The organism is Taibaiella lutea, assembly GCF_008629695.1.
Lineage (GTDB): Bacteria > Bacteroidota > Bacteroidia > Chitinophagales > Chitinophagaceae > Taibaiella > Taibaiella lutea.
On the sequence record NZ_VWSH01000003.1, the window covers coordinates 328,436 to 353,955 of the forward strand.

24 protein-coding genes are annotated in these 25,520 nt (G+C 38.1%); 13 read left to right on the top strand and 11 right to left on the bottom strand.

Going from position 1 to position 25,520, the window contains the following annotated elements:
• Positions 1-179: 179 nt before the first annotated feature.
• Positions 180-1,181, top strand: a complete 1,002-nt coding sequence (nadA, locus tag F0919_RS12620; RefSeq protein WP_150033126.1) for a quinolinate synthase NadA — start codon at positions 180-182, stop codon at positions 1,179-1,181.
• 63 nt (positions 1,182-1,244) lie between these two features.
• On the opposite strand, the gene F0919_RS12625 is transcribed toward nadA, so the two are convergent.
• Positions 1,245-1,718, bottom strand: coding sequence for a hypothetical protein (locus tag F0919_RS12625; RefSeq protein ID WP_150033127.1), 474 nt, complete (start codon positions 1,716-1,718; stop codon positions 1,245-1,247).
• A 102-nt stretch (positions 1,719-1,820) separates the two neighbouring features.
• Positions 1,821-2,159 carry a hypothetical protein gene (locus F0919_RS12630; RefSeq protein ID WP_150033128.1) on the bottom strand — a complete coding sequence of 113 codons (339 nt, stop codon included), beginning with the start codon at positions 2,157-2,159 and terminating at the stop codon, positions 1,821-1,823.
• Positions 2,160-2,275: 116 nt separating this feature from the next.
• On the opposite strand from F0919_RS12630, the gene F0919_RS12635 reads away from it, so the two are divergent.
• From F0919_RS12635 to F0919_RS12670, 8 genes are all read left to right on the top strand, one after another.
• Positions 2,276-3,628: an FAD-dependent oxidoreductase gene (locus F0919_RS12635; protein WP_150033129.1), complete on the top strand. Its 1,353-nt coding sequence runs from the start codon at positions 2,276-2,278 to the stop codon at positions 3,626-3,628.
• 308 nt (positions 3,629-3,936) lie between these two features.
• Complete coding sequence (locus F0919_RS12640; protein ID WP_150033130.1) at positions 3,937-5,262, top strand: (Fe-S)-binding protein; 1,326 nt, start codon at positions 3,937-3,939, stop codon at positions 5,260-5,262.
• Positions 5,263-5,414: 152 nt separating this feature from the next.
• A complete protein-coding gene (locus F0919_RS18850) occupies positions 5,415-5,663 on the top strand; it encodes a type II toxin-antitoxin system RelE/ParE family toxin (RefSeq protein ID WP_394349717.1) in 249 nt (82 codons plus the stop codon).
• Positions 5,664-5,690: 27 nt separating this feature from the next.
• Positions 5,691-6,143 (top strand): DinB family protein, encoded by a 453-nt coding sequence (locus tag F0919_RS12650; protein WP_150033132.1) that lies wholly within the window; start codon positions 5,691-5,693, stop codon positions 6,141-6,143.
• A 40-nt stretch (positions 6,144-6,183) separates the two neighbouring features.
• Positions 6,184-6,960 (top strand): (Fe-S)-binding protein, encoded by a 777-nt coding sequence (locus F0919_RS12655; protein ID WP_150033133.1) that lies wholly within the window; start codon positions 6,184-6,186, stop codon positions 6,958-6,960.
• Between the two features lie 76 nt (positions 6,961-7,036).
• Positions 7,037-7,630 (top strand): GNAT family N-acetyltransferase, encoded by a 594-nt coding sequence (locus F0919_RS12660; protein WP_150033134.1) that lies wholly within the window; start codon positions 7,037-7,039, stop codon positions 7,628-7,630.
• Between the two features lie 6 nt (positions 7,631-7,636).
• Positions 7,637-8,248, top strand: coding sequence for a hypothetical protein (locus F0919_RS12665; RefSeq protein ID WP_150033135.1), 612 nt, complete (start codon positions 7,637-7,639; stop codon positions 8,246-8,248).
• 29 nt (positions 8,249-8,277) lie between these two features.
• Positions 8,278-8,661 (top strand): DUF983 domain-containing protein, encoded by a 384-nt coding sequence (locus F0919_RS12670; protein WP_150033136.1) that lies wholly within the window; start codon positions 8,278-8,280, stop codon positions 8,659-8,661.
• A 59-nt stretch (positions 8,662-8,720) separates the two neighbouring features.
• Here F0919_RS12670 and F0919_RS12675 read toward each other — a convergent pair whose 3' ends face one another.
• Both F0919_RS12675 and F0919_RS12680 read right to left on the bottom strand, forming a co-directional pair.
• On the bottom strand, positions 8,721-10,466 hold the full coding sequence (locus tag F0919_RS12675; RefSeq protein WP_150033137.1) for an amino acid permease: 1,746 nt from the start codon (positions 10,464-10,466) through the stop codon (positions 8,721-8,723).
• Between the two features lie 93 nt (positions 10,467-10,559).
• Complete coding sequence (locus F0919_RS12680) at positions 10,560-10,991, bottom strand: RDD family protein (protein ID WP_190277381.1); 432 nt, start codon at positions 10,989-10,991, stop codon at positions 10,560-10,562.
• 315 nt (positions 10,992-11,306) lie between these two features.
• Here F0919_RS12680 and F0919_RS12685 point away from each other — a divergent pair, with 315 nt between their 5' ends.
• From F0919_RS12685 to F0919_RS12700, 4 genes are all read left to right on the top strand, one after another.
• Positions 11,307-12,983, top strand: coding sequence for a histidine kinase dimerization/phosphoacceptor domain -containing protein (locus F0919_RS12685; protein WP_150033139.1), 1,677 nt, complete (start codon positions 11,307-11,309; stop codon positions 12,981-12,983).
• A 99-nt stretch (positions 12,984-13,082) separates the two neighbouring features.
• Entirely contained in the window at positions 13,083-14,561 is a 1,479-nt protein-coding gene (gene hutH / locus F0919_RS12690) for a histidine ammonia-lyase (RefSeq protein WP_150033140.1), read from the top strand.
• A 162-nt stretch (positions 14,562-14,723) separates the two neighbouring features.
• A complete protein-coding gene (locus F0919_RS12695; RefSeq protein WP_150033141.1) occupies positions 14,724-16,007 on the top strand; it encodes a UDP-N-acetylmuramoyl-tripeptide--D-alanyl-D-alanine ligase in 1,284 nt (427 codons plus the stop codon).
• Positions 16,008-16,019: 12 nt separating this feature from the next.
• Positions 16,020-16,544: a hypothetical protein gene (locus F0919_RS12700; RefSeq protein ID WP_150033142.1), complete on the top strand. Its 525-nt coding sequence runs from the start codon at positions 16,020-16,022 to the stop codon at positions 16,542-16,544.
• Here the strand turns inward: F0919_RS12700 and F0919_RS12705 are convergent.
• The 7 genes from F0919_RS12705 to F0919_RS12735 all read right to left on the bottom strand — a co-directional run bounded on the left by F0919_RS12705 (position 16,541) and on the right by F0919_RS12735 (position 25,516).
• Positions 16,541-17,206 (bottom strand): VIT1/CCC1 transporter family protein, encoded by a 666-nt coding sequence (locus F0919_RS12705; RefSeq protein WP_150033143.1) that lies wholly within the window; start codon positions 17,204-17,206, stop codon positions 16,541-16,543. The two genes, F0919_RS12700 and F0919_RS12705, sit on opposite strands and share 4 nt — an antisense overlap.
• Before the next feature lie 99 nt (positions 17,207-17,305).
• Complete coding sequence (rocD, locus tag F0919_RS12710; RefSeq protein WP_150033144.1) at positions 17,306-18,538, bottom strand: ornithine--oxo-acid transaminase; 1,233 nt, start codon at positions 18,536-18,538, stop codon at positions 17,306-17,308.
• Between the two features lie 403 nt (positions 18,539-18,941).
• A complete protein-coding gene (locus F0919_RS12715) occupies positions 18,942-19,454 on the bottom strand; it encodes a gamma carbonic anhydrase family protein (protein WP_150033145.1) in 513 nt (170 codons plus the stop codon).
• A 114-nt stretch (positions 19,455-19,568) separates the two neighbouring features.
• Positions 19,569-21,221 (bottom strand): capsule assembly Wzi family protein, encoded by a 1,653-nt coding sequence (locus tag F0919_RS12720; RefSeq protein ID WP_150033146.1) that lies wholly within the window; start codon positions 21,219-21,221, stop codon positions 19,569-19,571.
• 192 nt (positions 21,222-21,413) lie between these two features.
• Positions 21,414-22,808 (bottom strand): NADH-quinone oxidoreductase subunit N, encoded by a 1,395-nt coding sequence (locus F0919_RS12725; RefSeq protein WP_150033147.1) that lies wholly within the window; start codon positions 22,806-22,808, stop codon positions 21,414-21,416.
• Between the two features lie 89 nt (positions 22,809-22,897).
• Positions 22,898-24,313 carry a complex I subunit 4 family protein gene (locus F0919_RS12730; protein ID WP_150033148.1) on the bottom strand — a complete coding sequence of 472 codons (1,416 nt, stop codon included), beginning with the start codon at positions 24,311-24,313 and terminating at the stop codon, positions 22,898-22,900.
• A gap of 249 nt (positions 24,314-24,562) precedes the next feature.
• Entirely contained in the window at positions 24,563-25,516 is a 954-nt protein-coding gene (locus tag F0919_RS12735; RefSeq protein ID WP_150033149.1) for a toxin-antitoxin system YwqK family antitoxin, read from the bottom strand.
• Positions 25,517-25,520: the final 4 nt, after the last annotated feature.

Consider the following 25,520-nt stretch of genomic DNA (forward strand, 5'->3'; position numbering starts at 1 on the left):
ACAAAAGAACCGCTAATGGCATTATTTAGCGCTCTATAATTTCATCAACAAAAGGAATATTTTCAAAGCCTTCTTTTATTAAAATAAATACGAAGTTTGTGTTGTAAAAATTCAGAACATTTATAGTTTGGTATTGTTCCTGTAAGATGGATAGTTCTGAAGTTAAAAAAGAGAAGTATATGGATTTTGAAATTGCAAAGTCGGCAATAGAGCGCCGCGGTTTTCTGGATGTGGAAATAGACCCGACGCTGGATTTATTTGAAGAGATTGAAAAATTAAAGAAAGAAAAAAATGCGGTATTACTGGCGCATTATTATCAGGAAGCAGACATTCAGGATGTTGCAGATTATATTGGCGACAGCCTGGGGCTGGCACAGGAAGCTGCTAAAACCAATGCTGATATTATTGTGTTTGCAGGTGTGCATTTCATGGCCGAAACCGCTAAAATCCTGAATCCTAATAAAAAGGTTTTATTACCCGATTTAAATGCCGGATGCTCCTTAAGTGATAGTTGTCCGCCTGCAGACTTTGCAAAGTTCAAGGCGCAGCATCCCGACCATCTTGTAATATCTTATATCAATTGCAGTGCGGGCATTAAAGCGTTGAGCGATATTATCTGTACCTCTTCCAATGCAAAACTGATTGTAGATAGTTTACCGGGAGATCAGAAAATAATCTTTGCCCCTGACAGGAACCTGGGCGGGTACATCAATAAAGTTACCGGAAGAAACATGCTGCTCTGGGACGGTGCCTGTATGGTTCATGAGATATTTTCGCTTGAAAAGATAATCCGCCTGAAAGAACAAAATCCGGATGCTAAAATTCTGGCACACCCGGAATGCGAAGAACCATTGTTGAAAGTTGCCGATTTTATCGGTTCTACGACGCAGATATTGAATTACGCAAAAACCAATCCTGCAAATGCTTTTATTGTAGCTACAGAAACAGGCATATTGCATCAGATGCAAAAAGATTCGCCTGATAAAACCTTTATTCCTGCCCCGCCTACTAATAATTGTGCCTGTAATGATTGCCCGCATATGAAGCTGAATACACTTGAAAAGCTGTATTTGTGTATGAAATACGAACTGCCGGAAATCAAAATGGAAGAAAATTTACGCTTAGCGGCTAAAAAGCCTATTGACAGAATGCTGGAGCTAAGTGCACAATTGGGATTATAAAAAAGGATTAAATAAAAAGAGCCGGTATTTTCAGAATACCGGCTCTTTTATCATTTTTATATTTTAATGCTCATTCATTTCAACATGCGCTCCATGCGATTCCAATAAAGTTTTTGCCTTTGCCATCTCTTCATCGCTTCCTGTAAAGCTCAATAGTACTTTCCCTGATTTTAATTCTTCGGAATAACGATCCGCTACTTCTTTACCCATATTTTTTATAGCCAAAGTAGAAACAATAGTTCCACCGATTATTCCTGCATCAAATCCGGCTACGGCACCTGCAACAGCACCGATACCATATAAAATCCCTATTCCCGGAATCATAGTCAGGCCTATTCCTGCCAGTACACCCACCAACGCACCAATACCAACGCCTTTGGCTGCTATTTTAGAATCCTCGACCTGAACATCATCTCCGACATCCGTTTTTCCTAAAAGACTGATGTGTTTTTCGTTAAATCCTCCGGTTTTAAGGAGGTTGACCGCTTCTATTGCAGAAGCATTATTGTCGTAAAGACTTACAATATGCTGACTCATTGCTTTTTGTTTGTTTATATAACAAGTAGCTCCTAAAATAGTTTATAAATAAACCCAAACAAAAAAGCGCTCTATAAGAGGAAAATGAAAATAATTATTGATTTAGATTTCTTCTGATTTCCTGAATAAGTGAATCAGTAAAGCAGGGATACCAACACCTATTATAAGTACTGCATTCCATGAATGAGCAAGCAACAAGCTCCAACATAACTTACCCAAACACAACAAAGAGAAAATCAGCATCATTATATATGATTTTGAAATATTCGTTTGTGCCAATCTTCTTTTTCTTGCAGAGAAGAATAAATCACTTTCCGCAAGGATATCTTCGTCTGTGTGCCCTTTTGTTTTAAGATTGCAAATAATTTCCTCCTCGCGGAATCCAAAATTGAGTTGGGCCCTGATGTCGTTTCGTAGTAAATCTGATTTTAAAGCGTCCATTGTAGAGAGTATTTGTGGTTCTACAATGAATACTGCAAATTTCGTGCCAAACTTCTAAATTTCTCAAACTATTTTTGATTTTTGTATCTTAGCCCGCAAAAACAAACACAATTTTCATGAACAAACGTTCTGTAACTATATTAGGTGCCGGGTTAGTGGGCTCGGTTTTAGCCGTTTTACTACGTAAAAGGGGTTATGAGGTCACTATTTACGAACGCAGGCCGGATATGCGCAAGGAAATTATAGGCGCCGGTCGCTCCATTAACCTTGCCATGAGTAACCGTGGCTGGAAGGCTTTGGAATTAGCAGGCCTAAGAGAAGATATTGAAGCAATTGCAATTCCGATGCCCGGCCGCTTTTTACATCAGGAAGATGGTTCTTCCGCATTTCAGTCTTATGGTAAAAACGGTGAAGCCATTTACTCTGTAAGTCGCGGGGAATTAAACAAAAAACTGATGGATCTGGCTGAAAATAATGGTGTTACGATTCATTTCAATCAACGTTGCACAAAAGTTGACACAGCTACAAATACTATTTACCTGCAGGAAGACAACGAAACAACAGAAATTAAATGTGATTTACTTTTTGGTGCAGACGGCGCTTTTTCTTCGTTAAGAACAGCAATGGCTTTTAACGACAGGACAAATTTCTCGCAATTTTATATAGAAGCAGGCTATAAAGAATTAAATATACCTGCCGGGCCAAATGGTGAATGGTTGATTGAAAAAAATGCGTTGCATATCTGGCCTCGTCATAATTATATGATGATTGCTTTACCGAATATTGACGGAAGTTTTACTTGTACGCTTTTCTTCCCTTTTGAGGGCGAGCCATCATTTGAGTCGATTAAAACAGAAGAGGAAGTGCGCACGTTTTTCAATAAACAATTCCCTGATGCTATTCCTCTGATGCCGACTTTAGTAGAAGATTTCATGAACAATCCTGTTTCTTCGCTTATAACAACCAAAATTTTCCCGTGGAGAAATGCTGATAAAAGCTGTTTGATTGGTGATGCAGCACATGCCATTGTTCCGTTTTACGGACAGGGCATGAATGCAGGCTTTGAAGATTGTTCTGTACTGGAAGAATTAATGGAAGCGCACGGTGAGGATTGGGAAACCATTTTATCCTCGTTTGAGCAAAAAAGAAAGCCGAATGCTGATGCTGTTGCCGACCTGGCTCTGAATAATTTCATTGAAATGCGTGATAAAGTAGCTGATCCGGTTTTTCTTGAAAGGAAAAAAATAGAAAAAGAATTGGGCCGCCGTTACGCAGGACGTTTCAATTCAGTTTATGAAATGGTTTCGTTCAGTCATACGCCTTATGCTTATGCGTTACATTGTACAAAAGCGCAGGATGTTCTTTTAAGTAAGATTATGGCGGAAGGCGATTTTTTTGTAAATGTTGAAAAGCCTGAATTTGTAAGCCAGCTGGAGAACTGGATTGAGGAATACGAAGCGTTGGTGTAATTGCCGTAATTTATATTCTTTCAGAGACGTTGCAATGCAGCGTCTCTGCTTTTTAGGGGAAACGGATGAATTATGGATGAAAACAAGACTCCGGTGCATCATTATTTTTTACAAAAACATGACATTGCTATAAAATTAGCAGCAAACAATGTATTTTCGCAGGGTGTTTTCAAAATGAATGCTTATTCATTTTGAAATGGTAAATACCTCTTTAATGAAGGTAACTATTCAGGATTTTGGCTTCGACAGGTTCAGTCAACATCTTTGACCATTGAGCTTGTCGAAATGATAAAAGAAAATCAATTTACATGCATATAATTCAGCAAATCCTATTCGTATTATTGGTTGCAGCGGCAGTCTTTTTGTTTGCCCGTAAGGTGCGCGAAATCCGTCGGAACATCAATCTGGGAAAGGATGAAAAGATAAATGATAATCCTGCGGCCCGTTGGAAAAATATGCTGTTACTGGCTTTCGGACAAAAGAAAATGTTCAAACGCATGACGCCGGCTATCCTGCACTTTTTTGTGTACGCAGGATTTGTGATTATCAATATCGAAATCCTTGAAATTATATTGGATGGCATTTTTGGTACGCACAGAATGTTCGCACCTTATCTTGGCAGCCTGTATCCTGTATTGATAGGCATTTTCGAAATATTGGCGGCATTGGTTCTTGTATCCTGTGCCATTTTCCTTGTACGCCGTAATATCTTGAAATTAAAAAGACTAAACCAAAGTGAATTAAACGGATGGCCAAAGACGGATGCGAATGCTATTCTGATTACGGAAATTGTGTTGATGTCTTTGTTGCTTACCATGAATGCTGCCGATTTCAATCTTCAGCAATTGGGAAGCGAACATTACCATCCGGTAGGTGCATTCTGGGTTTCAGGATTTATTGCTCCCTTGTTTAATGGTATGAGCGAAGGGGCATTGATGGGGTTGGAACGTGGTGCATGGTGGCTGCATATCGTGGGTATTTTTGCTTTTTTAAATTACCTTCCTTATTCTAAACATCTGCACATTGTCCTGGCTTTCCCTAATGCTTATTATGCCAAATTAATGCCGCAAGGCGAAATGAAAAATATGCCGGAGATCCAAAATGAGGTCTTATATATGATGGAGCCGGATAAAGCCCCGACCGATTTGGATCCTAATGCTGCGCCTCCGCGCTTCGGAGCAAAAGATGTAACCGATTTAAGCTGGAAGAATCTGATGGATGCGTATAGCTGTACTGAGTGTGGCCGCTGTACCGCTAATTGTCCGGCAAACATGACGGGTAAGAAATTATCGCCACGTAAAATCATGATGGACACCCGCGACCGTATGGAGGAAATGAGTAAAAACATAGATGCGAATAAAGGTTCTTTTGTTGAAGACGGGAAGTCTCTGTTGCACGATTATATTACTACAGAAGAATTAAGGGCCTGTACCACCTGTAATGCCTGTGTGGAAGCCTGTCCGGTGAGTATTGATCCATTATCTATTATTTTACAGTTGCGTCGTAACCTGGTAATGGAAGAAAGTAATGCACCTCAGGAATGGAACCAGATGTTTGGTAATATTGAAAACAATATGGCCCCCTGGAAGTTTAGCCCGGATGATAGAGACAAGTGGGTTGGAGAGATGGGGTAGTCAATTTTTTGATTTTTGCTTTCCTAATTTTGTAAAATAAAATTACAGCTTATGAAACGAGATATAAATGCTTTAAGAAACGAGTTATGTGATTTCATTCGCATAGCAGATGATAAAAGGTAAGCGCATTATATGATTTGTTAGAAGAAGAAATGGAAACCAAAAAGGAAATTCAAAAAGGATTAAATGACAGGTTTGTAGAGGAAGTAACCCATCAAGTACAGAAGATAACAGAAAATCCATTTCAATATTCACGAAAAATAAATGAGTGTAGGGGAGCATCATTGAAAGTATTTCCATTTTTGATTGTTTACCGAATGAATAGTCAAAAGAATACTGCAAGAATCATTTCTGTCTTTCACACAAGCAGAAATCCTTACAAAAAATTCAAGCCTGAATAATTGCCAAAACAACAACTGCCACTAATTATGCACTTCCAATTTGCAATAGCAACAAGAAAAAAAATAGCCGATAAAATAAGCAAGCTGTCGATAGAACAGCTTAACAAAATACCGACCGGTTGCAACAATAATATAGCATGGCAATTGGGGCATTTGGTAGTGAGTTCTGAAATCCTGTGTTATCACAGAACAGGCATACAGCCTGACAAGGAAATTGATTTAGCTGATAAATACCGTAATGGTTCAAGGCCCGAGTCTTTTATTGAACAGTCGGAAATTGATGATTTGTTGAAAAGATTTCTGAATAGTTATGAAGCCATTTTAGAAGATTACAATAAAGGCATTTTTAAAAATATTACACCGTACACTACGCATACATTTGGCGTGGAAATGACAACAATAGAGGAAGTATTTAGTGTTTGTTCTCATCATGATGTGATTCACGCAGGACAAATATCAATAATGGAAAGAATGATATAGTCGCAGTCTAATTTTTAATTTTTAATTTTCATTTTATTACATGCACATAAAAACAATGGCCGAATACATGGCCGAAGGAACACAGCCGGAAGTTTTATTTTGGGTAGGGTGCGCAGGTAGCTTTGATCAACGTGCACAAAAAATTACAAAAGCATTTGCAACTATTTTAGATAAAGTAGGCGTTTCTTTTGCTATCATGGGCAAGGAAGAAATGTGTACCGGAGATCCGGCACGTCGTTCGGGCAATGAATTTCTGTTTCAGATGATGGCTTATAACAATATCCAGTTACTGAATGGTTATGAGGTAAAGAAAATCGTTACCGCTTGTCCGCATTGCTTTAATATTTTCAAGAATGAATATCCGTCTTTGGGTGGCAACTACGAAGTGATTCATCATACTACTTTTATTAATTCTTTGATTAATGAAGGAAAGATTGTGATGAAAGAAGGCGGCGCATTTAAAGGTAAAAAAATCACTTACCATGATAGCTGCTACTTAGGCCGTGCCAATCAGATATATGAAGCGCCGCGTGCCGTACTGGAAGCTTTGGATGTAGAGCTGGTGGAAATGAAACGTTGCAAAACAAATGGACTTTGTTGTGGTGCCGGTGGCGCTCAGATGTTTAAAGAAGACGAACCGGGAGATAAAAGAATCAATATTGAACGTTCGGAAGAAGCACTTGCAACAGGCGCATCTGTGATTGCAGCAAACTGTCCCTTTTGTACAACGATGTTGATGGATGGCGTAAAGAATAAAGAGAAGGAAGATGAAGTTCAGGTTTTGGATATTGCTGAAATGGTGGCTCAATCAATTTAAAATTCCAATGAAATATTTTTTCAAAATACAAATGCCTGTTAGTTACACTGACAGGCATTTTCAATAATTTGATTCCATGTTACAACATATTCCTACGCTCGAAAACAACAAAACAAAATTACAGCCGCTCGATAAAAAAGATACGGATGCTTTGGCTGAAATAGCAATAGCACAACCTGATTTATTTCAATTCATGTCACAGCAATTGAACAGTACTGCTGATGTCTATGCTTATATCCGCAAAGGATTGGATGAATTTAACGAAGGCGCATCTTTACCATTCCTGATTATCGACAAAGAAAGCGGGAAAGTCGCCGGCACAACGCGTTTTGGCAATTTAGTCAAAGAACACAAACGCGTAGAGATAGGCTGGACATGGATTTCAAAGGAATTTCATAATACCGGCTTGAATAAAGCCATGAAGTTTCTGATGCTGCAATATGCTTTTGAAACATTGGAATTTAATAGAGTTGAAATCAAAACAAGCGAGATAAATTATATTTCCAGAAGAGCTATCGAAAGCCTTGGCGCTACATTTGAAGGTATATTGAGACATCATATTATTAATGATAATGGAAGTTTGCGTAATACCGTTTATTATAGCATTCTGAAAGAAGAATGGCCGGAGATTAAAGAACGTATCTTTGGAAAATATAAAGACAAATGGTAAGTAAGCATGAACAATAGAATTGAGAATAGACAAAGAAATCAGGATGATTCAATTGTCAGCAATTTAAATTTCATCAAGTTAAATAAACGCTACCCTTGGACTACCAAACTGACAATGCCCATCGTTGTGTATGCTATTGTCTTTTTACTGACCGCCTGCCTATCGCTGACATTGCTCAATAATAGTTCTGATGGCAACCCTACAAAAATATCAGGCAGAATTATATTGCCGATCGGTTCCTTATTAGTTTTAGGACTTACAATTTCCATTTATTTAAAATCGCTAAAGTTTATTGTATTACCAACAGGATTAAATAAACAATTGAATCATGATTTGTTAGTCTCTTTCCTGAATCAAAAGCATTTACTGATTTACCATCATCCGGATACAAATGATGTCCTTCAAATTGTAAGCCGTCCGCTTAATTTTCAAGACGACAGAAGGGAAACTTTGGTTTTTGTAACAGATGAAAATACAATTTTGATTAATAGTCATTTTACAGATAGCGGTTGGAGATTAACCGCTGCATCAAGGCACGATAAACAAATAGGCGGGGAATTAATGCAATGGATATTGCAATATAAAAATCAAAACGAGACGGCTGTTAAATATCGTTAAGACTGTTGCCTAATTTTAAAATCAAAACAATGTCTTCTAAAAATCCTTTGCTTATACCTTCTTTGCTTACTGAAAAATGCCCTAAATGCAGACGTGGCAATATCTTCACTCAAAAAAGCATTTTCCCTCTAAATACTTGTTTGCAGGTGAATGAATACTGCGGTCATTGTAATCAAAAAATAAAAGTAGAGAATAATTATGGGCAGGGTATGAACTTTGTATTCATCGTAATTGTCTTCATTGTTACAGCTATCATCTACAGTTTGACATTAGGCTTATCTTTTAAAGACAACAGCATTTTCTATTATTTAGGTGTCGGTATCATCTTAAGTCTTTTATTGCAACCTTGGCTGATGCGGCTTTCAAGAGTTTTGTTTTTGTATCTGGTCATTCCTTTTGATAAGACAAAATAAAACCTGCAAACAAAAAGAAGGTGTGTTGCTTGCAGGTTACAAAAAGTGTTTACAAAAGTTTACTTTCCTCTCAGCTTACTGTTATTATAGCCATAAATGAAATAAACTACCAATCCTAAACACAACCAGCCTATAAACCACAACCAATTACTTTTGCTCATGCCTGTAAGCAAATAAGCACAGGTTATAACACCCATCAAAGGAATCAGGGAATATTTTTTCACAAAGGCAATCAAAGCAAGAAGTATTGCAAAGCCCCAGAAAATAATAAGGCTGACTTTTGGTGTGGCTAAATCCCAGAAACCTGATTTACCATTTACAAAATCTTCATTACTGCTAAAATCAAATTGAAACATTTCTGTAAAATAAGTTTTGCTTAGCAGATAAGCGGTAACGAAGGCAACCGCAACAATCAACGGAAATATAAAGCGACCATTGATATACGGCATCTGGAAGCGTCCCGGAATCTTTTCTTTCTTTGGTATTAACAACACACCACCGCAAACCAATAAGAATGCAAACAAAGTAGCGATACTTGTAAAATCAAGCACAAAAGTCTTGTCGGTAAATATAATCGGAATGCCCACCACCAGGCCTGTAATGATAGTACTGAAAGAAGGTGTTTTATATTTAGGGTGAATTTTTTGAAACACCGTTGGCAATAAACCATCACGACTCATACTCATCCAGATTCTTGGCTGTCCCATTTGGAATACCAATAACACACTTGTCATGGCAACTACAGCAGTGATAGCAACTAAAAATTGCATCCAGCCTACATTCAGATTTTCGGGTTCAAAGATAAAAGCAAGCGGATCTCCGATGCCTTCAAACTTCTGATAGTTAACAGCCCCTGTTAATACCAAAGTCAATAAAATATAAATTATGGTACAAATAATGAGGGAAAGCATCATGCCTCTTGGCAAATCTCTTTGCGGGTTTTTACTTTCTTCGGCAAGTACGCTAACGGCATCAAATCCGATATAGGCAAAGAAAACTCCGCTTACAGCCATCATAACCCCGCTAAATCCTTTAGGCATAAAAGAATGCGAGCCACCGCTTATCGGAGGTGTCCAGTTAAATGTCAATCCATTACTAAATACAAAATAACCGCCTACTAAAATGATAATTAATACAACCCCCAGTTTCAACCACACCATAAGGTTGCTGAAATTCTTGCTCTCCTTTACCCCTCTGAAAACCAGATAAGTAATAGCCAGATTTATTATCAATGCTGGAATGTCAATTATAAACCGGAGCCCTGCAATAACAGGAGCTGTATTCCAGGCCAGTATTGCTTCTTTGTTACCACTGCTGTTTGCAATAGCATCTTTGGCTTCCATATAGCTGGTACAAAAATATGCGGGAATGTGAATGTCGAATTTACTCATGAGCGAAGTAAAATAATCACTCCAGCTATAAGCCACATATATATTGCCGATAGAATATTCCATTATTAAAGCCCAGCCTATAATCCAGGCAAATAACTCCCCAAAGCTTGCGTAGGCATAAGTATAAGCGCTTCCCGCTACAGGAATACGGCTTGCAAATTCAGAATAACACAACGCTGTAAAACCACATGCAATAGCCGTAATCACAAATAAAACAACCACACCGGGGCCTCCGTCAAAAATGGCGGCTCCCAAGCTACTGAAACTTCCTGCACCTAAAATAGCGGCAATCCCGAAGAAAGTAAGATCTTTTAAAGTAAGTACTCTTTTTAAACCACCCTCGCCATGCACACCATCTCCACCTTCTGCCAATATGTTGGTTATATTTTTTCTTCTGAACAATGAATTACTCATTAATTGAAATTTAATGGGCTAAAGTAAAAATTAGCAAGCAATAATTTTAATGATTTTATCCAGTGGTAACGAAATGCCTGTTGATACACATCCCTATTCCTTACTTTTCAAAACAAAAGTATTGCATATCCTGTCGTGCAATGTTCTGCTGTATTTATCCCAAAGCATCATAAAGAAGCCCAATAAAAGCAATGCGTAAGAGATATATTTCGCAAAATACCGGCCACTTGCTTTCAGGAAAGAAATACGTTTCCCATCTGTATCAACCACCTGAATTTTAAAGATTCTCTTCCCGATTGTTCCCTGATGTACGGATGATTCCTGAATAGCAAAATAAAGCCACCCGGCTATAACAGTAAGCCAAGTGCCTTTATAACTGAAAACGATTCCGATAAATATATGATCGGGTTGCTCGTTCAAAAGATTTCCCAGAAACGCCAATAAAACCCACATTATAATAGTATCCAAAAGACAGGCGGCAAAGCGTTCTTTAAAATTGGCATAATGAAAAACAGGTGTATTCAAAATTATTTGATTTTAGTTATGATATATAAAGCAACCTGAGCCCAAATACGTTGCACATAAGGCTTGTAATTATGTGCAAATGTCAATAATAAACAATTATCTTTCCCGTTTATTAAACCCTACATTAAAAATGCAATCAAACCTGCCCGATTATATAATTAAATTTTAAAAACTGACACACTCGAATGTTAAAGAAAACTGTTAAAAAGAAGTATCTTTACTTAACATTTGAAAATCCATTATTGATCCGCGCACCATATCCCTACCCTTCTATCCGGACTCAATACAATTGGAAGCCAATATAACCAATTAATTATGTCAAGATTATTACTGCTGACAATACTTTTGGTATTCTTTTTTCAAATCAATGTTATACATGGGCAAAAACCCATTTTGACAGAGTATGCTATTGAACAAATTAAAGGAATTCCGGAGGAGAAGCAAGACTCGTTTTATATTGTTCAGGGCAAATATTATTACGCATTCTATACACGCGAAAGCTACAGGAAATCAATGGAATGTTATCTTGAAGCGCTCAGGCTTGCCATCAAGTACAAACATCCAAAGGAAATTCTAAGATGCTATTTCTATATCGGTTCTGTATTTGATGCCAATAACAATGTCAAACAAGCTGTTCGTTACTATACGATGTACTATGAAGGCGTCCTAAAGGAACGTCCGTTCAATGCCGAAAACATATTAAGGGCGACTTATAACATCGCGTCCATATACACAAAGGCTCAGGATACGACTAATGCTTATCTCTATACACTGAAGATGGCAGAAATGGTTGGCTGGGTAAAAACACCGAAATCACGTAACCAACACTATTTACTGATTGCCCATAATTTTGTGATGATTGGCAGGCAAAAGGAATTCCTGGAATATTTCAATAAAATTCCGTCCAATGCTACTTTTGAGGATGGCGAACTGGCTTATGGCCGGTATTTCGCTGAATCAAAGAGCAGGTACGCTTTTTTCAATGGCGATTACAACGCAGTGATCCCTCCTGTTCTTTATGAATTGTCACGCACAAAGGATTCTGTTTCACTAATGAATTTTCTTATAAGTTCTTATGCTGATATAGGTGATTACAAATCAGCTTATCAGGTACAGAAGAGAACAATGGAAGCAGACTGGAGGAGCATGGACAGAAATACTTATGGCGATATCAATTACAGGTTATTGGAAGCTGATAATCTGCTAAGGCAGAAAAAGAATTCCGAATTAATGATTGCACATGAGCAATTAAAATTCAGGACATCGTTGTTGTATGCCTCTACTTTTTTAATGGCGCTGGGTTTTGCTATTACATTTTTCCTTTTCAGAAGATATAAGATTCGCAACAAACTTAAAGATCAGAAATCAAAGCTTAATAAAGAACACGAAGAAGCAAGTCATTTGTTATTAGCAGAATTGCATTCCGGCATTAAAGAAAGCCTTGAAGCGTTGTATTCAAGTCTTGATGCCCAATTTCAGGCATCCGGTCAATCTATTGATGATATAAAGAAGGAAATAAAAGCGGGTATCAACTGTATTGCACTATCACACAACATTTTACAGCAAAACGAAGAAATAAGCAGCGTTGCATTACAACCTTTCTTCGAGAAACTTACCAAAGAAACACTCGAAATTTTTGATGCAGATGCTTATCAGATAAGATGGGAAGTAAAAACCTCTTCTTACTATATGGAAGTTGCTAAGCTGGTGCCTTTGGCTTTGGCAGTGGTAGAGCTTTTAAAAAATACCGTTAAGAACAATATTCATTTCGAAAAGCAGGTTGATTTAATTATTTCCTGTAAGCTCTCTGATGGCGAATATCATTTCAGTTACACTGAAAATACAGCTGCAGAACCTGATTTGGGCACTGACGTTATAACAAGAATCGACACTACATTATTACATAATTTTCTAAAGCAAATTGACGCAAAAGTAATGATTGATGATAGCATAAATGGTAAAAGCGAAGCGATCATTGTATTTAGTAAATAGTTCCTGTTTTTCGGGGCTTTGATAATATTATATGCTATTCCAAATGCAAGAGGATTCAAAATAAAATTATCTTTGCGCTCTTAAAATTAATACCAGCATATGGAATTACCGGAGCATTTACTCATTGCATCTCTCAATGAATTACTACATCAAAATATTGAGTTAACAGAAAAAGACCTTGGTAAAATCAATGCCAACAGAAATTTTCTGGATAAAAAAATTGCAAGCGGACAGACTTATTACGGTATCAATACCGGTTTCGGTTCTCTTTGTAACGTCCGCATCAATGATGACGAACTTGCAGATTTACAGAAAAACCTTGTAACCTCCCACTCTTGTGGCTTTGGTGACGAAGTTCCTGCTGAAATCGTAAAGATTATGCTGCTGTTGAAAATTCGTGGGTTAGCTCAGGGATTCAGCGGCATTCATGAGGAAACCATTCAACGCCTGGTTTATTTCTACAATGAAAATATCCTGCCTGTTGTCTATGAGCAAGGCTCATTGGGCGCTTCGGGAGATTTGGCTCCGTTGGCCCATCTAAGCTTGCCATTGTTAGGCTTAGGTGAAGTAAACGTAAACAACAAAAAAACAGCTTCAGAAGAAGCCCTGAAAAAAGGTAATCTTGAAGCATTAAGTCTGCATGCAAAAGAAGGGCTTGCTTTATTGAATGGTACACAATTCATGAGTAGTTATGCTACTTGGGCCTTATTACAGGCAAGCCGTTTGCAACGTTGGGCAGATGTAATTGCAGCACTCTCTCTGGAAGCCTTTGATGGTAAATCGGAACCTTTCTCCCATCCTATTCACAGGGTGCGGCCACATAAAGGACAAATTGAAACAGCTGAAGCTATACGTGCATTGCTTGAAGGCAGCGCTTTACAGCAAAATGTAAAAGTACAGGTACAGGATCCGTATTCTTTCCGTTGTGTACCACAGGTACATGGCGCTACAAAAGATGTCATCCGGCATATTACCTCAATTGTCGAAACAGAAATAAATTCTGTAACAGACAATCCTATTGTGTTTGAAGAAGAAGATCTGATTTTAAGCGGCGGTAATTTTCATGGCCAGCCATTGGCTTTGCATTTAGATTTTTTCGCTATCGCAATGGCTGAACTGGCCAATATTTCAGAGCGCAGAACATACCTTCTGGTAAGCGGACAAAGAGGCCTGCAACCCTTCCTGGCACAAAATCCAGGCTTACACAGCGGGTTTATGATTGCACAATATACGGCGGCATCCATCGTAAGTCAGAACAAACAATATTGCACACCTGCTTCTGTTGATAGCATTGTAAGCAGCAATGGACAAGAAGACCATGTAAGCATGGGAGCCAATGCAGCAACCAAACTTAAAAAAGTAATTGATAATGTGCAGCGCGTATTAGCTATTGAACTGTTGTGTGCTGCTCAGGCAATGGATTTCCGCCGCCCGGGTAAAAGCTCTGCTAAGCTGGAAAACCTGATGACAGCCTTTCGCAAAGAAGTTTCATTCAATGATGCAGACCGCGTTTTGCATGATGATATGATAAAAGCAGAACAATTTCTAAATCAGCATGCTGATCCTATTTTAGGATAATGCCTCTGAACTATTTTATCAATCCCGTAGTAACTATGTTGCTGCGGGATTTTTGTTTCCCGGTTATATAATAAAGTCTGACAACCGAAATAAAAAATTAGTATCTGGCATTTAGCAAATAAACTTCTATTTTGCATATCCAAAATTCAAACAACACTTTTCATGTTCATTCCGGAATTATACAATCTTTTTTTACAATTCCCATCCATACAGACAGATAGCCGAAAGATTAAAAAAGGCGATATTTTTTTTGCATTAAAAGGCGACAATTTTAACGGAAATGCTTTTGCGGCAAAAGCATTGGAAGACGGCGCTGCTTATGCAGTAATAGACGAATCTCAATACGCAACCGATGACAGATATATTCTTACCAATGATGTCTTAACCACATTACAGTTATTGTCGCATCATCATCGCCTGCAATTGGATATTCCTGTAATAGCCATTACCGGTTCCAACGGCAAAACAACAACAAAAGAGTTATTAATTGCTGTCTTATCTGCCAAATATAAAACCTATGCTACCGAAGGCAACCTGAACAATCACATTGGCGTACCGTTAACTTTACTTAAAATAAAACAAGATGCGGAAATAGCAATCATAGAAATGGGAGCCAATCATATTGGTGAGATTGCTTCCTACTGTAAATATGCAAATCCTGATTTTGGTTTAATTAATAATGTCGGTAAAGCCCATCTGGAAGGCTTCGGAAGCCTGGAAGGTGTTAAGAAAGCAAAAGGCGAGTTATACGATTACATCAGGAAATTTGACGGCACCATCTTCAGGAATGCAGATTTGGATTACCTGGAAAAAATGTCGCAAGGCATTCAGAAACAAATCACTTATGGAACTTCGAACGCCCAGGTAATAGGAAGAGCTATTGGCGACGACACCATGCTTAAAGTAGTGATACTGACTTCTGGCATGGAAGTACAGATAAACACACAATTAGTAGGCGCTTATAATTTACCGAATGTATTGGCTGCAGTTGCTGTCGGTCATTATTTTAATGTGGATATTGATACGATAAAAAAGGCTTTGGAAAACTATACACCATCTAATAGCCGTTCACAGTTGATTGAAAAAGGCAGTAATAAAATCATTCTGGATGCTTACAACGCCAACCCCACAAGTATGAAACTGGCATTGGAAAACATGGCTTCTTTACAGGCCGAAAACAAATGGCTGTTACTTGGCGCAATGAAAGAGATGGGTGAAGAATCTGTCGCGGAACATCAGTCATTAGTTGATTTGGCAATTCAGTTAGGCTTTCAAAATGTAATTCTTACCGGAAAAGAGTTTGAAGCGACAAAACATAATTATATCTGGTTTGCCACATCTTCGGAAGTGAAAGATTACCTGTCGGAAAATAAGGTTGAACATGCAACAATTTTAATCAAAGGTTCACGCGGCTCTAAAATGGAAGTAGCTTTGGAGGCCTTTTAAATGCTATAAACAATGTCAAAGAAAATCATACTTGTACTGCTTTCTATTGTTTTATGTAATACCGGTTTTGCGCAATACACTGCAAAACTGGATAATCGCTCGAGTGTGGTTTTCCCATCAAAACCACAAGAAATGAACCAGGATGGACAGATTATTTTGTACAGCATGATGGATAAGGAAAATAAAATAACAGGCATGGCAACTGTAATTGACGTAACTCAATATGGCGTTGACTCAAATGCCGTTGCTGCCAACTATAACAATAGCATGTTCGTTGATATTATCCTTCAGAATGTTGCGGGTCAATTTACAGGTGCGGAACTGGTTTCGAAGAAAAAGGTTGCCATCGGGAAATTAATGGGCTATGATGTTGTTTTTAAAAATCATAATCCTACCGAGGCCGTTCCTTATGAAAATATCTACGCACATGTCATGTTTGCCGGTTCTCATATTTATGCGCTGAGTATTCTGGATGTAACGGGAACAGATGGTTTAAGCTTTACCGACAAGTTTTTCAGCTCATTAAAAGTAGATTAGAAATGCATCACATTTTCAAGCAGCCAATATCCGGCAGCGGCTAATACTATCAAAACGGAAAAGCCTAAAATAACCTGTGTTATAGCTAAAGCAAAAGGGTTCTTTCGGATATATTTACCCTTTAGCCAACCAAAAAGACCCATCAAAATAAACTCTGTAATTAAAAAAGCAACAATTCCAAAAATGCTTAAAATCAGACAGAGAAAAGGTAGTGAAATCAGATAAGCCCCTGTTAAAAAACCGAGACCTGTTTGCAATCCGCTTCGTCCCGCTCTCTTTAAATCAAGGCTTTCCCAATCCATATTATTTTCCCTGACCTCTTTCAGCCAATCTTCCTGCTCCTTCTTAACCTGTTGCATCATTTCATTTACCAGGCTTTCATCAATTCCAATACGCTTCAATCGTTCCGCGTCTTTCTGCGATTCTTCCTTTGCTATGGAAGGATGATTATGTTTGATTTCATTTTTCTCACCGCTATAACGTGCAAAGCCATATACAAAAGCGCCCAAACAAACAGTAATTGTAAACCAGACAAAAGCTTCTGTTAAGTCATTTCCAAAATAAAGGCTTATCAATGCACATGGAATAATAGGCAGTAACATACCGTCCGATATACCGGTAATATAATTTACCGTAGACAATGATGATTTTGACTTCGTCATGAAACAAATATAGCTGTCCTGTTTTAAATACTAAATATAATAGGATAAAAAAAAGAGATGCCAATATCTGACATCTCTTTTTAAAAATTAAGTAGGATTTTATAAACACTTCAAACTTTTCTCAATTATACCAACGCATTCATCAATCTGGTCTTTAGTAATAACCAATGGTGGTGCAAAACGTATTTTATCGCCATGTGTAGGCTTTGCCAGCAATCCGTTTTCCTTCAATTCCAGACATAGTTCCCAGGCTGCTTCCGGATTATCATGCTTGATAACAATGGCGTTCAGTAAGCCCTTACCTCTAACCAGAGCAATATTCGGATGATTCAATCCACGTAATTGTTCCCTGAAATATTCACCTAATTCCGCCGCATTTTCCATCATGTTTTCCTCCTTCAGAACTTCCAGTGCCGCAATAGCAACCTTACATGCCAAAGGATTACCACCATAAGTAGAACCATGATCACCGGGTTGAATAGTCATCATAATTTCATTATCAGCCAGAACTGCAGAAACGGGTATAGTACCGCCGCTTAAAGCTTTTCCTAAAATCAAAACATCAGGACGTACGTTTTCATGATCACAGGCAAGCATTTTACCGGTACGCGCCAGACCTGTTTGTATTTCATCGGCAATAAATAATACATTGGCAGCTTTACACATGTCATAAGCCTTTGCCAGATAACCATCATCCGGCACATACACGCCCGCTTCGCCCTGGATAGGTTCTACTAAAAAAGCCGCTACATCTTTATCCTGCAAGGCAATTTCCAAAGCCCTGGTATCATTATAAGGAATGGTAACATAACCGGTAGTAAAAGGGCCAAAATCCTTACGTGCACTTTCGTCTGTACTGAAAGAAATTACATTTATAGTACGTCCGTGAAAATTACCTTCAACCGTAATAACTTTTGCCTTATTACTTTCAATACCTTTTACCTGATATGCCCAACGACGTGCAAGCTTCAATGCCGTTTCAACAGCTTCAACGCCTGTATTCATGGGCAACACTTTATCATAACCAAAATAGCCGGTAATATATGCTGCATACTCACCCAATAAATCGCTATGGAAAGCACGGGAAGTTAAAGTCAGCTTTTGCGCCTGTTCTATCAATGTTTTGATAATCTTAGGATGGCAATGCCCCTGATTAACTGCCGAATATCCTGAAAGAAAATCGTAATATCTTTTACCTTCCACATCCCACATAAAAACACCTTCGCCACGATTGATAACAACCGGAAGCGGGTGGTAATTATGAGCACCAAATTGCTCTTCTCTTTCTATATATGACTGTGTCAACGGTTCCAAATGAGTAGTTGTATGCATCCCGCAAAGATAATAATTATTTGCTTAGTCATGAGTTTCAGGTGATTGGTCATGTGCATCGGGTGAATGGACCTGTGCAACGGGTGAGTTGCCATGAGTCACGAGTGAATGGACCTTTGCGTCGAGTGAATTGCCCTTTGCAACGGGTGAATTGCCTTGTGCATCGAGTGAATTGCTTATAGTCACGAGTGAACAAGCCTAAATTTCGAGTGAGTGGCTTTGAGTCTCGAGTGAACAAGCGTGAGTCTTGAGTGAACAGTTGTTTGACTTGTGCGCTTAGGAGTACGAATCAGTCAAGATAATCCGAAGTTACAGAAGACATTCCTGCATTTCCGAACATCATTCTGCAGCAAAAAGTGATTTCTCTGGTGAGTTAGAGTATATTTCCGGAGAAAAAGGATATTTACTTAAACCATCCGCTGTACATGGTATAATTGTTGGCAATACGGGTGATTTCCCCTTCAATGAGTTCCGCGCTTATTTCTTTAACCTTTTTGGCCGGTACGCCCGCAAAAATACAACCGGCCGGCACTTTTGTATTTTCCAGAACCACAGCTCCTGCTGCAATAATGCTGTTGCTGCCAATTTCCACATTATCCATTACAATAGCCCCCATGCCGATTAATACATTGTCGTTCACCGTACAGCCATGTACAATTGCATTATGGCCTACAGAGACATTATTGCCTAAATGGACTTTGGTTTTTTCGTAAGTAGCATGAATACAGGCGCCGTCCTGAATGTTGACTTTATTGCCCATGCGAATGCTGTTGACATCGCCACGCACTACTGCATTGAACCAGACACTGCAGTCTTCGCCCATTACCACATCACCTACAACGGTAGCATTGGGCGCTATAAAACAAGATTCGGGAATTTGAGGATCAACTCCTTTTACGGGAAGAATTACTGGCATAATAATTAAAATTCAAAAGTAAAAATTTTGCTTCGCACTAATATTATTGAAAAATAGAAATTGAATAACGGAGCAAGTATTAAGATTAATAAATCCAGATTCTAATGTTTGTCATCAAAATCCATCATATTCCTTTCTGGCAATATTCAGCCTCAATCCGCCATACATGGTCACGGAGTTAGCAACACCAATAATGCCGTTATCAAAATTTCCTTTAGTATAAATGGCACCTGCTTCAAGAAACAGATTTGGCCTCAATTCATAAGCTGCATTGACATTTCCATAAAGGCCTTTCCATTGTTGTCCGGCAGTTAATCCGAAATCTTCTTCTCCGCTTCTTGTTTGTGTAGATTGGAAAATATTATTGCCATAATTTAAAGCGCCTGTACTGTCAGTTCCCCGCATAGAATAAATAACTTTCGCTGAAAGATACAATTTCGTTAAAGGCTGGTATTTTATAATGCCTATGAACTCTGCAAAACCTGCACCATAAGGGTGTGCAAGTGGCTGGTTATAATTTGCATAATTCGTAATGCTGTCATTGGAAGCATAAGTAAAAGGACGAACTACATTAACCTCGGCCTGCAAATCAAGATTGGAAATGCTGAACGCATTGAAATATTTAGCCCCAAATTGAACACCGAATTGATTGCCCCACCATCCGTCGCTTATCTTATCAAACTTTAACTGATCGAAATAAGCCTGACCATATAACTGCAAACGTCGTAATGCCAATGCTTTGAAATTGAAACCCAGAGAAGTTTTTTGATTTGCACCCAGTGCCCTTGCTGTAGTATTGTAGAATATTACAGGTACTAAGTTCTGAACCTGAAAATTATCTTTTTGTGAGAATAAGGTTGACTCAAATAAACCGACATTCAACCAGGGCAAAACATTCATGCTTGCCTGATTAAAAGTAGCATAGCTATGCGGTAACTGCCTGTCGATACCTCTTAAATATTGTGGCGTCAATTCCAGGTAAAGTGTCTCGTACATCAGCTTCCAGACATTGGCACGCAATCTGAGGAAGGTTGCCGGAGCGCCAAAATCAGAATGAAAAAGACTTCGCATACCATCGCCCGAAAATTGCTTGTCGAAGCCAAAAGTTACATTGAGGTGTTCGTGCAACGCGGCCACATCCACATAACCCCTTGCTATTAAATTATCAAAAGTGCTGTTAGATTGAGCAGTACCTTGATAAGGTGTAAAGTAATCGTTTCCGGCAAATGCCTGATATTTATTGGCATAGTTATATACGAAACCTGGCGGTTTTTCCTGATTGTCGGCTAACATGGAGTAGAAGCCTATCCTGCTGAATATCTTTCCACGGAATTCCACGCCTCTGGTGTTGATATATTTAAGACCATCTACATGATTTTCCTTCATTCCTTCAACATACAAAACAGGATTTACCACCAGGTATAAGCCATCTGTATTGACATGTACCATGTCGGGTTGTTTCTCATAAAAGTATTTCAGTATTGGCATTTTAGAATTGATAGCGCCATCATCTCCCTCCGCAGTTTCAGACCATTCGCCACTAATGGAAATGGCTCTTTCGATATCATAATAGTCAATGTTATTAATAGCGCTGCCAGGGGCACTTGCTATTCTTCGCAAACTTGTAAGGAATTGAACTGCACCTTTGCGAGGAATAGGCTTGAATGAGGTATAGAAATCATCGGAAAGAACGCCATTCATAGTTTCCAGTCTGTCTAAAAGATGATACTCCGGTGTATTTAATGGCAGATAAGTAGTTTGAGCCATGACGGCTTTACATGTTATTATCGACAAAAAAGAATAGAGTAGCGCTTTTTTCAATGCAGGAGGAATTTTATTCGGGTTATCGATTTGATGAATGACAAGATATTTCAACAAGTATTTGCAGGGTAAAGATAAAAAAAATGAGAAGACACACGCCTTCTCATTTTGTTATCAATTCATTTTGAGTAAATAAAATCAGTTGGTAAGCCATCCGATTAAAACATCGGGCATAATACCGATTAATAATACAATGACAACTACTATACCAAGCACTACTTTATCTGTGGATGTTACTTCCATTGCCATTTCGGGATCGCCTTTTTTGAAATACATAGCCATCAGTACTTTGAAATAATAATAAACACTGACTGCTGCCATTATCAGGGCAAATATAACCAGCCATGCCATATTCGTATTTTGTTCCATAACAGCAGTTAATACAAAATATTTGGCGAAGAAACCGCCCGTTAATGGAATACCTGCGAGGGAGAATAAAAATATAGAAGCAGCAAAGGCGAGGAAAGGTTCTTTTTTTGCAAGGCCGTTAAAACCATCGTAAGTATAATCTTTCAGCTTCATTAATACAGCGAACATACCAATGGTAGCTACACTATAGGCAACAGAATAGATGATTAAACCTTTCATGCCGGTTGCATTTACAGACAAAACCGCAAATAACATAAAACCTGCCTGAGCAATGGAAGAATAAGCAAGCATACGTTTCACGCTTTGCTGGAATACGGCTGTGATATTTCCTATGAATAAAGTTAACGCCGTAACGATAGATAAAACCAGTGACCAATGTGCGTTAATGCCTCCGAACGATTGACTGAACAAACGGAAGAAAGCCATGAAAACACCTGCTTTTACTATGGTTGCCATTATAGCAGTGAAAGGTGTCGGTGCGCCGTCATAAACATCAGGCGTCCAGAAATGCATAGGCGCTGCCGATACTTTAAATCCGAATGCGACGATCAGAAATAGAATTCCCGCCAAAGCCATCATATTCATGCCGCCCGGTTCCATGAAATTGAACTTAGTAATATCGAAAGTGTGCATCGCGCCATACAACAGGCAAATTCCCATTAAAAGAATACCGGTTGAAAAAGAACCCATCAAAAAGTATTTCAAAGAAGCTTCACTGCTTTTCAGACTTTTTTTATCGCTACCCGCTAAAATATATTGAGGAATAGAAAGGATTTCGATTCCTAAGAATAAGATTAAAAGATTGCTATAGCCTGTCAATAGATTTGCACCACAAAGAATAAAAAAGATAAGGCTGTAATATTCACCTACATGCTGACCAACGCGTTCAATATTTTTACCACAAAGCAATACATACAGAAACGTAATGAAAGTCATCAGCGTATTGAACCAGATGGAAACAGAATCATATCGTAACATGCTGCCAAAAAGGGTTGTGTCGCCGTTGGCATTGTGCATTACTTCGCATAACTCATAAACATTGACACCCACTAATATTGCCAGTAAAAAGGCAGCTATAAGTGAAAATGTTTTTTTCTCTTTAACCGATAATGCGGCGAACATCATGATAACGCCGAATAATGCAGATGCTATTAATGGTTTCATATTTAACCTACCCTCAAAAGGGTTTTTGTACTATTAATTTTTTATATCTCTATACTTGTTGGCGGAAATATCAACAAGGCGGAAAATATTTATTTTAAAATCCCCATCAGCAAATTAGGATACACGCCTAATACCAGGATGATAGCAATGATAATCACGATACCTATCAGTTCATTTTTGCTTACATCTTTAATAACATCTCCTGTTTTCGATTCACCATAGGCAACTTTCTGAACCATGTTCAAAGTATAAACCGCACCCAATATCACACCAAGCCCTGCTAATACCATGAAAGTAATGTGATTGGGATTGGCACTTTGGAAAATGCCATGGAATAACATAAACTCTCCTATAAATCCATTCGTAAGAGGCAGTGCAATATTTGCAAAAGCAATAATAACCAATGCAATTGTCATTGTCGGGGCAGTACCAGCCATGCCACCTAATTCTTTCAGGTTGCGTGTTCCGTAACGTTGTTCAATCATGGCAACGATTAACCACATTCCGGTAATATTTATACCGTGGTTAAACATCTGAACCATTAAACCATTGTGTGCAATGTCTGTATTGGCAAAAATGCCTAAAGCCATCAACCCGATGTGAGCGATAGAAGAATAAGCAATCAGGCGTTTAATATCTGTCTGAACCCATGCCAATAAAGAAGCATAGATAATGCCGATAACAGCTAAAATCATAACTGTATTGGACCAGTATGCTGTCCCTGCAGGGAAAATATCTACCAGCCAATTAACCGTTGCAAACAAACCCATTTTCACCATCAATGCACTTAAAATAACGGTTACAGGTGTTGCAGATTGTTCATAGGTATCGGGTTGCCACGTATGGAAAGGAAAGATGGGCATTTTTATACCAAAGGCGATGAAAAACAATCCGAATAATATTTGTTGCTGCATTGCAGGTAAAGATGCTCCGGTTTGTTTTATCGCTTCCCAACCGAACGAACGGTCAGGAGTTTGAAGGTATAAAAAGATAATGCCGGATAGCATAATCAAACTGCCTAAAAAAGTGTACACAAAGAATTTGAATGTTACTTTGATACGTTTTTCTCCACCCCAGGTAGAACAAAGGAAATAAACAGGAATTAAAGCTAATTCCCAGAAGAAATAGAACAGCAACAAATCATGCGCAAGAAAAACACCCATCAAACCGGCTTGCGTCATCAGCATCAAACCCATAAAGCGATTCAGGCCTTCAACAGGTTTGTTCCATTGAGAAATGAATACAACCGGAAAAATGATTGCAGTCAATAATGTAAGCATTAAACTCATGCTTTCACCCTTCAGATTAAAGTGCGCGCCTAAAGATGTAATCCAGTTATGCTCATAAGTCAAGTCATTCATGGTACCTATCTGACAGGCAACTCCTGCTACTATCAATGTGATTAAAGACGTGACCAATGCCCATCCTTTTACGCTTTCACTTTTCCAGAGAAAACTGATGAGGCCGGATACAAACGGGATTAAGATTAATAGTAAGAGTATCATTGCTGTATTTGAACTGTGTATTTAATATTTGTTTGGTTTCAAGTTGAAACCGGTTATTTTTTATCTTTTAATTACTGTAGTAATTGTTTTGCCGGAGTCTGAACTACTTTGCCATCACGCTCCACAGCTAATTAATTTATTTTTTAACACTTTTATCATTTTTGATCCCAACGGACAAGTCATGGATTTAATTCCGTCTTGGCCTACTATGATATGATTAGCGACCATATTAACACTATCATAAAAATGTCAGTATTCATAGTAATTATTTTCCATAGAAAATGTCCACCCAGAAAAACTGCCAATATTACCCTCTACTCTAAACCCTGTTTTAAAATCGGAAGCAAGATTATGTCTTTTACCAACAATCCAATTGCCGTAAGAATTAGCTATCATTTTTTCATACAAATCAAATTCTGTTGCATTAGTATTGCAAAGTTTCCCATTACATCTCACGTCGCTGATTTTCCCATTTGCGTCCACTTTGAAAGTAATATAACTTAATAGACGTTTTGTTACCTCGTTACTCAATTTAATATTGTTATCCTTAATTAATTTCTCAACCTTTCCATTATAATATGGCTGAGCAACGATACATTTTAACCAATCTACATTCTTTAAATTCACTATTTTCTTTTTCCCAATTGAATCCCATGTTGTAAGTTTAATTAGACCATAATCCCATACTTCTTCCTCGGCGATTTGACCATTGCTATAAAACCATTGAGATGTGTCAACCCAAACCCCTTTCGTTCCTGCATAATACATCGCAACATCTTGTTCAAAAGCCTTAATCAAAGCCATTCCTTCTTTTTTTATTTTCCCTATTAATGCTGTATCATTGGAATATTTTTCATTAGCCTTTAACATATTATCATCATACCACATTTTCCAATTACCTATCTTATAATCTAAATAATATTCTCCTTCTCTAAATTTATTTCCATTTTCATGATAATAGACAAAATGACCTTGTTTCTCATTTTTACCATTATAGCTTCCGATAGTTTTTAGTTGTCCTGTTAAATAATAATCATAAACATTCCAAAATCCATTTGCAAAAAAAGCTTTTCTGAGAAAAGAAGCGCTATCTTTTACCGTCTTTTGTTCTCCTTCATTACAGAAATAAGTAAGTGTATCTTGTGCCTTTACAAAAGTGCTTAACAACATACAAAAACCGAGTAATAAAAATTTGCTCCTCATTCCA

Excerpts from the sequence above, each read along its gene's own strand:
- nadA (WP_150033126.1), top strand. The coding sequence starts at position 180 with ATGGATTTTGAAATTGCAAAGTCGGCAATAGAGCGCCGCGGTTTTCTG.
- F0919_RS12625 (WP_150033127.1), bottom strand. The coding sequence starts at position 1,718 with ATGAGTCAGCATATTGTAAGTCTTTACGACAATAATGCTTCTGCAATA.
- F0919_RS12630 (WP_150033128.1), bottom strand. The coding sequence starts at position 2,159 with ATGGACGCTTTAAAATCAGATTTACTACGAAACGACATCAGGGCCCAA.
- F0919_RS12635 (WP_150033129.1), top strand. The coding sequence starts at position 2,276 with ATGAACAAACGTTCTGTAACTATATTAGGTGCCGGGTTAGTGGGCTCG.
- F0919_RS12640 (WP_150033130.1), top strand. The coding sequence starts at position 3,937 with ATGCATATAATTCAGCAAATCCTATTCGTATTATTGGTTGCAGCGGCA.
- F0919_RS18850 (WP_394349717.1), top strand. The coding sequence starts at position 5,415 with ATGGAAACCAAAAAGGAAATTCAAAAAGGATTAAATGACAGGTTTGTA.
- F0919_RS12650 (WP_150033132.1), top strand. The coding sequence starts at position 5,691 with ATGCACTTCCAATTTGCAATAGCAACAAGAAAAAAAATAGCCGATAAA.
- F0919_RS12655 (WP_150033133.1), top strand. The coding sequence starts at position 6,184 with ATGCACATAAAAACAATGGCCGAATACATGGCCGAAGGAACACAGCCG.
- F0919_RS12660 (WP_150033134.1), top strand. The coding sequence starts at position 7,037 with ATGTTACAACATATTCCTACGCTCGAAAACAACAAAACAAAATTACAG.
- F0919_RS12665 (WP_150033135.1), top strand. The coding sequence starts at position 7,637 with ATGAACAATAGAATTGAGAATAGACAAAGAAATCAGGATGATTCAATT.
- F0919_RS12670 (WP_150033136.1), top strand. The coding sequence starts at position 8,278 with ATGTCTTCTAAAAATCCTTTGCTTATACCTTCTTTGCTTACTGAAAAA.
- F0919_RS12675 (WP_150033137.1), bottom strand. The coding sequence starts at position 10,466 with ATGAGTAATTCATTGTTCAGAAGAAAAAATATAACCAACATATTGGCA.
- F0919_RS12685 (WP_150033139.1), top strand. The coding sequence starts at position 11,307 with ATGTCAAGATTATTACTGCTGACAATACTTTTGGTATTCTTTTTTCAA.
- hutH (WP_150033140.1), top strand. The coding sequence starts at position 13,083 with ATGGAATTACCGGAGCATTTACTCATTGCATCTCTCAATGAATTACTA.
- F0919_RS12695 (WP_150033141.1), top strand. The coding sequence starts at position 14,724 with ATGTTCATTCCGGAATTATACAATCTTTTTTTACAATTCCCATCCATA.
- F0919_RS12700 (WP_150033142.1), top strand. The coding sequence starts at position 16,020 with ATGTCAAAGAAAATCATACTTGTACTGCTTTCTATTGTTTTATGTAAT.
- F0919_RS12705 (WP_150033143.1), bottom strand. The coding sequence starts at position 17,206 with ATGACGAAGTCAAAATCATCATTGTCTACGGTAAATTATATTACCGGT.
- rocD (WP_150033144.1), bottom strand. The coding sequence starts at position 18,538 with ATGCATACAACTACTCATTTGGAACCGTTGACACAGTCATATATAGAA.
- F0919_RS12715 (WP_150033145.1), bottom strand. The coding sequence starts at position 19,454 with ATGCCAGTAATTCTTCCCGTAAAAGGAGTTGATCCTCAAATTCCCGAA.
- F0919_RS12720 (WP_150033146.1), bottom strand. The coding sequence starts at position 21,221 with ATGGCTCAAACTACTTATCTGCCATTAAATACACCGGAGTATCATCTT.
- F0919_RS12725 (WP_150033147.1), bottom strand. The coding sequence starts at position 22,808 with ATGAAACCATTAATAGCATCTGCATTATTCGGCGTTATCATGATGTTC.
- F0919_RS12730 (WP_150033148.1), bottom strand. The coding sequence starts at position 24,313 with ATGATACTCTTACTATTAATCTTAATCCCGTTTGTATCCGGCCTCATC.
- F0919_RS12735 (WP_150033149.1), bottom strand. The coding sequence starts at position 25,516 with ATGAGGAGCAAATTTTTATTACTCGGTTTTTGTATGTTGTTAAGCACT.